6 protein-coding genes are annotated in these 6,533 nt (G+C 61.9%); 3 read left to right on the forward strand and 3 right to left on the reverse strand.

Annotated features, from left to right (window positions below):
- Window positions 1-347: 347 nt before the first annotated feature.
- The 3 genes from ACY693_RS13005 to ACY693_RS13015 all read right to left on the reverse strand — a co-directional run bounded on the left by ACY693_RS13005 (window position 348) and on the right by ACY693_RS13015 (window position 3,041).
- Window positions 348-2,183, reverse strand: coding sequence for an EAL domain-containing protein (locus tag ACY693_RS13005; RefSeq protein ID WP_462322254.1), 1,836 nt, complete (start codon window positions 2,181-2,183; stop codon window positions 348-350).
- Window positions 2,184-2,303: 120 nt separating this feature from the next.
- Complete coding sequence (locus ACY693_RS13010; RefSeq protein WP_462322255.1) at window positions 2,304-2,879, reverse strand: disulfide bond formation protein B; 576 nt, start codon at window positions 2,877-2,879, stop codon at window positions 2,304-2,306.
- A 9-nt stretch (window positions 2,880-2,888) separates the two neighbouring features.
- Complete coding sequence (locus ACY693_RS13015; protein WP_462322256.1) at window positions 2,889-3,041, reverse strand: DUF5993 family protein; 153 nt, start codon at window positions 3,039-3,041, stop codon at window positions 2,889-2,891.
- A gap of 342 nt (window positions 3,042-3,383) precedes the next feature.
- On the opposite strand from ACY693_RS13015, the gene ACY693_RS13020 reads away from it, so the two are divergent.
- The 3 genes from ACY693_RS13020 (at window position 3,384) to ACY693_RS13030 (ending at window position 6,233) form a co-directional block, all read left to right on the forward strand.
- A complete protein-coding gene (locus tag ACY693_RS13020; protein WP_462322257.1) occupies window positions 3,384-3,743 on the forward strand; it encodes a hypothetical protein in 360 nt (119 codons plus the stop codon).
- A gap of 268 nt (window positions 3,744-4,011) precedes the next feature.
- Window positions 4,012-5,538, forward strand: coding sequence for an ATP-binding protein (locus ACY693_RS13025; RefSeq protein ID WP_462322258.1), 1,527 nt, complete (start codon window positions 4,012-4,014; stop codon window positions 5,536-5,538).
- 2 nt (window positions 5,539-5,540) lie between these two features.
- Entirely contained in the window at window positions 5,541-6,233 is a 693-nt protein-coding gene (locus ACY693_RS13030; RefSeq protein WP_462322259.1) for a response regulator, read from the forward strand.
- The last annotated feature ends 300 nt before the right edge of the window (window positions 6,234-6,533 follow it).

The raw sequence follows: 6,533 nt of genomic DNA on the forward strand, positions 1-6,533 counted from the left end.
TAGCAGACATAGGCTCTATACATCAGCGTTCGGATACTAGCATAGTGATGGCGGATGAAGTCTTTGTGGCCAAACAAAGATGACGACTTGATTTCGGCCCATTAATCATCACTCGGATCAGTAGCGGAAGCAGGCCGAACAGCGCGTACACGATACCTTGTTTCACGCGACGGGCACCCGATAGCCCCGGACGCCTTTGCCGCGGCTTACCTATCGCGCATCCTTACAGGCTTGAACGCTGAAGGTCTCCTACGAATGCGCCACCATCGTTGGCTATCGGCCAGCCCCGATCGAATGTTCTTATTCGTATCAATCACTAGGCAGTCGCTCTGCTAACAGCCGAAGGATCAAGCGACTCGGTGTGGTCCGCAGCGGCGCTCGATGAACAGACTGTTGCCTGCTTGCTGTTTGGCCATGTGCTTTGCATCCGCGGCCATGGTCGCGACATCGTGGAACGATTCACAGCAGCTGGGATCGGGCTGAACCGCTCCCAACGAGAGACTGAGAAAGGGAAAGAACACTCGACCGCCCTGGCGATCCTCACCCCATAGGCCGCCGTTCTCGCGGTCTGTTGCGTTGTAGAAGCTCGGCGCCTGCGCTTCGAAGGTCGACAGGATGCGCCGGCACCGCGTCTCCCAGTCGTCATCCTCGAACAGGATCACGAAATCATCGCCACCAACATGGCCGACAAAATCGCCCAGCGTGCCACATTCGCTGAGCAAGAGCGTTGCCACCGCGACGATCACCTCGTCACCCTTGCTGTAGCCATAGGCGTCGTTGAACGGTTTGAAGTTATCCAGATCGACGTAAACCACCACGAACGAACGCCGCTTAAGCAGCATATCGTTGATTCGCTGATTGATCGGAACGTTGCCCGGCAAGCCGCTCAACGGATTGGCATGCCGCGCCGTTTGCAGCTGCAAGACAGTGATCTCGCGCAGCAGATCGACCATATAACCAACCCCGAGATAGCGGCCGTTGCGCGTGATGAGGAAGTCCATCTGGGCGCTGCTTTGGTTGTAATCGGTGAGTTTCTGACTGACCTCACTGATGGGTGTGTCGTGCTCGACCATCACCGGTCTGGCATCCATGAATAACCGGATCGGTTTCCGGCCATGCAGATCACGCCCGTAACGGCTGAGAAAGAGATTCATGAAATCCATTCGCCGCACAAGGCCAAGTGGTTTGCCCTTTTCCACCACCGGCAGGGTCTGCAGTTGGCGCGTGGCATGAAACACTTCCCCGACCTCCTCGACGCTATAGTCCGAGCATACGGGTGGGATCTCGTTTGCCAGTCCGGCGACCGTCGCAGTATGCGCGTCGCCAAGCCCGAGATCGGAGTCTCCAACGCCGCAAAAGAGCTTCTTGCGCAACCGCTTCTTCGGCTCTCGATCGAGCGCGCCGACGTAGGTGCCCTGAAGGAGCGGGATACCAAGCGCCTCGGCGGCTCGCAGGTCCTTCTCAGTGTCGATCCCTGTCGCGACGACCAGCGCATTGAAACGCCGAGCGATATCCAGGGTAGCCCGAGCGAATTCGAAGCTGGGCACAGGCGACTGCAGGACTTCGATCTGGCCGCGGCCCAATTCGATGTAGTCTGGGCGCAGTGCCTGAACGGCGAGGAGCGCGCCATGACTGTCGCCGAATCCGCACAGCGTAAACTGGATGCCCAGCGCACGGAGATCGGTAAACAGTCGACTCAATGCCTTGAGGCTTGACTGGGCGCGATGCTCAGCGAGCCCCAGCACGAACGCTTCTGGCTCCATCCCAGCCTGCGTCAAGGTTTCATGCAGCCGGTCAGCGCAAAAGCTGGGGTCGTAGAGCGCCGCCCGTCTGACCCGGTAGAACAGCTTGCCACCCAGTCCTTGGGCCCGGAATTCTGTTGCAAGGCTCTTAAGGGCCGCCAGCGCCAGCTCTGCCGAGCGCCCACAGTGCTCCGCCACGCCGAACAAGGTTAGGGGTAGGCGGAGTTGACTGTCGGCGGGTCCGCTGACCTGACCGCGGTAGCCATGCGGGTCGCGCAGACGCAACTCGGCTATTGGCGCGAAGGCTGGCGTCAGGGATTGCCGCGCCAGTATCTGATCCAGCTCCTGCACGGAGGCGCAATCGATATAATCGCCCGTGCTCGGATCATCGCAGAGCGCATGGCCAAGCCGTGTATTGGTGTCGTCGTCGGGTCGACTCAAATAAGGGCGCTCCGTCGCGAAACCATAAAAGGATACAGTAAAAGAGCTGGGTGTCACTTTAGTGACGTTTGGGGCTCGACCCTCCGCCAGCTGTTCGCGTTCTACCGGTTCTGACCGGCCTCAGCGCCAGAGCCCCTTGAGTGCCTCGAACGCCTCGTAACCCTGCGGATCATCAGGACAAAGCCCACCACCGCATTCGGCCAGGGTCGAGAGGCCATTCATGAGCACGAGCAGCGCAAACAGGAGCAACGCGAGCCGCGCTAGCCACCCATGCACAGGTGCTTCCGGCCGGGACGCTTCCGTGGCGGCGAACTGAAGGTCGAACAGGAGCAAGATGGCGGCTCCCGCGATGATCAGCGCGAAAAGAATGAAGGCCCAGGTATAGAGATGCAGACCAAGTATCGGCGCTCCATAGGACCCCGTACCCGGAACCACATGCAATGCGACTTGGCGGAGCGCAACAGCCGCACCCGTCAACGCACCTAGGATCATCAGCGCATAGTGAGAGCCCCTGATTCCGACAGCGAGATTCAGCGCGAGCCCCGTCCCGGCGAGGACGAAGCCGGCGCGCTGAAGGATGCAGAGCGGACAGGGAAGCTCGTTCAGGAAGAACTGATCGACGAAGGCGATCGTCAGCACAACGCTGATCGCGAGCAAACCAAGCGCATTGAGCTGGCGAGCGACGTTGGGTGACATCATGAAACCTCAGAGGGCGAGCTGCAGCGCATCGGTTGCATGCATCCGAAATAGCGCCAGGGTTCCAACGATGGAAACCAGCGCAAGGCCGAGCGCGAGACGCCGGTAGCCCAGCCAGGCACTTAAGACCGAGAAGAAGACGCCGAAGAACGGGAGACTCATCATTGGCGGATAGGGGCTGCAGTCGAAAAGGGCTCTAGTATCGCCGGCTTTCCCGTGAATTGCGATGGGCAAGAGCCCTCACCCGAACGGCTGACATGGCCCATCAGTCAGAGGCCATGCAACGGCATCGATAGCGCTTCCTACCCGTCTCGGTTGTCGCGACGAGCGATGTGCTTACCCGCGAAGCACACCTGAATCCAGCTGTTGAAGTCACGATGTTTGCACAATGCCTGCGCGGTCTTTGCATACGGGGGTCTTACTCTTATCTGCGTCGGGCGCGATAACGACCGCCCTGACGCAGCCGACCCTTGTTTGATCCATAAGACCCTAAGGAGCCTTCTGATGAAGAAAGCCATGATTCCACTCACCGCCGCACTGGCTATGTTGCTTGCCGCCCCGCTTGCGGCTCAATCGCCCGAGAGCGGCGCCGCCAACGGTGGTGGAGCCGGTACCCATTGGCGCTTGGAGCGCATGAGCGAACAGCTCGACTTGAGCACCGAACAACAGCAAGCGATTGCAGCCCTTGTTGCCGAGCAAGCCAGAGAGCGCGACAAGAGGCGTGCAGAGTTTCGTGAGCAGGTCGATGCGGTGCTGACCGAGGAGCAGCGGACTAAGCGCGATACCTACCAAGCCGAGCGCATCGACTGGCGCGTAAAGCGCATGACCGAGCGCCTCGCGCTGAGCGATGATCAGCAAGCCTAGTTGAAGACGCTTTTGACCGACGCACAGAGGTCCGGGCATTCAATGCGCGACGGCAGCATGCGCAAGCGCCTTGCCAGCATCCTGAGCCAAGATCAGCTGGCAGAGCTGGCACGCTTCGGGCTGGGTAGGCAGCCGGGGTTCGAACGTTAACAGCCGTCTGGCCCTCGCTGCGCTGCAGGACTGGCAGCAAGGGCCGGCCGCGGCCCGCTCATCAAACCTTGGCGTCGGGCATTGGCGTCAGGTCTTTGCAATAAACGGGAGCCGATGGGTGACCCTCTCGATCCGCACCAAGCTGTTTCTGACGCTGCTGTTCGCCTGCGGACTCTCGGTGCTGGCCGTGCAAACCTCGATGTACTGGACGTTCCAGCAGGGTCTGAAGCAGATGATCGCGCAGCGCCTGCAGACACGGGTCGAGGCAATTGGCGCTCGTCTGGTGGAACAGTATCGTGAGGATGGCAGCTGGTCGCGGATCGCAAATGAGCGCTGGCTATGGCGGTCGCTGATCGATCCGCGCAGCGCTCACGACCTTAGCGCCGACGGCGATGATGAGCCTGATGCCCTGAATCAACATCCGTTGTTAGACGCCGCACAGAGAAGGTTTGCAGGCGAGCCCTTGCAGAGACCGGGGCAACGAGCGGAGCAGCGACCTGGGCATGGAGGCTCGCAAGGCTCGCATCGAGGCCGCCTTGCTCGCCGCTTGATGCTGCTCGATGCAGAGGGCCAGGCCATTGCCGGCCCCAGTCTCAGGTCAACTGCCGATCCCAGGGCCCTCGATCCAACCCATCCGATACTGCGCCAGCCGTTGAACCTGGACGGCTCCCACGTCGGCGAGCTGGTGCTCCTGGCGGGTCCACCGCTGCACGAAGCCGCCGAGCTGCGGTTTCGCCAGCATCAGACCGCAGCACTCCCGATCATTGCGCTGACCACGCTCAGCCTATCGGCGCTGCTGGCCTGGTGGCTGTCGCGCTGGCTCGCGCGCCCCGTGCTGCGCTTCCGCGATGTCACCCGCCGCCTAGCCAGCGGCGACTTCGCCGCGGAGGCGCCGGCCGCTGGAGGTGATGAACTCGCGGCGCTCGGTCGCGACCTCAACGCACTGGCGTTAACACTGCAGCAGAACGAGCAGGCGCGGCGGCGCTGGGTGGCAGACATCTCCCATGAATTGCGCACGCCCGTGGGCCTGCTGCGCGCCGAGCTTGAGGCCATGCAAGATGGGGTGCGCCCGCTTAATCTCGATACCGTCGCGAACCTGCACGGCGATAGCATGCGTCTGTCGCACCTGATCGACGACCTCTACCAGCTCTCTCTGAGCGATCTCGGCGGGCTAAGCTACCGTAAGACCAAGACTGATCTCGCCGCAGTGCTCGAGGCCGAGCTTATAAGCTTTCGCGCCTCGTTCGCGGACGCTGGCCTGGCGCTCGACTGGGACCATCGGCTGCGCAAGCCGGCGCTGATCCAGGCCGATCCGCAACGACTGTCACAGCTCTTTGCCAACCTGCTGCGCAACAGTCTCCAATACACCGACCCCGGGGGAACACTCGTGGTGCGCTTGACTCAGGCAGCAGATGGTTGGCTGGCGATCGACTTCCAGGACAGCGCCCCCGGGGTTAGCGAGGCGGATCGCGCTCGGCTCTTCGAGCGCCTGTATCGGGTTGAGTCCTCGCGCGACCGCAAGGCCGGAGGCGCCGGGCTCGGCCTGGCGATCGCGAAGACCATCGTCCTCGCCCACCAGGGCTCGATCGAGGCACTGGCCGCCCCCCAGGGCGGACTCTGGGTTCGAATCCTATTACCGCAATGATGATGACCGAGCGCATTCTGATCGTCGAGGATGAAATCCGACTCGCCACCCTGCTGGCCGATTATCTGCGCGCGGTCGGTTTCGCGACTGAGCACATCGCTAACGGTCGGGAGGTGGTCGCGCGGGTGCGGACCGAGCCGCCGACGCTGATACTGCTCGACCTGATGCTGCCGGGTCGCGACGGGCTGGACATCTGCCGCGAGCTGCGCGGCTTCACCAACCTGCCGATCATCATCACCACTGCCCGAGTCGAGGAGATCGATCGGCTACTCGGCCTCGAGCTCGGCGCCGATGATTACATCTGCAAGCCTTACAGCCCGCGCGAGGTGGTCGCGCGGGTCAAGGCCGTGCTGCGACGCGGACGACAGCCGAATGAGCGGCCAACGACCCGCTTGCAGCTCGACACTGACCGGCTGCGGGTGCGCCTTGGCGAGGCGAGCGCCGAGCTAACGGCGGTCGAATGCGGCCTGCTCGCGACCCTGATGTCAGCGCCGGGGCGCATCTTCAGCCGTGAGCAGCTGATGGCCCGCAGCTACCGGGATCATCGTATCGTCTCAGACCGCACCATCGACAGTCATGTGAAGAAGCTGCGCCGCAAACTGGCCAGCCTCGACCCCGGGCTCGAGGCCATCCAATCGGTCTATGGTGTCGGGTATCGCTACGAGGAAGCCGCTGTCGGCGCGGATCAGGGCTAGGCGCTTGCCTAGCCTCGCGGTCAAGGCTTTTCCTGCGCGCGCAACACCACCGGATCATCTAGCATGCGGACGAGCTAATCGGTCTCGATATCCGATGAGAAGCCTATCCCATCGCAGAGGAGCAAGATGACGCGGCAACAGGCAAGTGCATTGATGATCGGCAGCTTCTGTGCGTGGCTGCTCACTAGTACGACCATCGCACTCGCTCGAGACTATCGGATCAACGTCGGCCATTTGCCGCTCAATGCGGAAACCAAGAATCGAGGCATCCTCATCGACGTCATCAAGGCCATGGACCAG

The organism is Halochromatium sp., from assembly GCF_054919635.1.

Coding starts and splice junctions, on each gene's coding strand:
- ACY693_RS13015 (WP_462322256.1), bottom strand. CDS start 3,041: ATGAGTCTCCCGTTCTTCGGCGTCTTCTTCTCGGTCTTAAGTGCCTGG.
- ACY693_RS13030 (WP_462322259.1), top strand. CDS start 5,541: ATGACCGAGCGCATTCTGATCGTCGAGGATGAAATCCGACTCGCCACC.
- ACY693_RS13020 (WP_462322257.1), top strand. CDS start 3,384: ATGAAGAAAGCCATGATTCCACTCACCGCCGCACTGGCTATGTTGCTT.
- ACY693_RS13010 (WP_462322255.1), bottom strand. CDS start 2,879: ATGTCACCCAACGTCGCTCGCCAGCTCAATGCGCTTGGTTTGCTCGCG.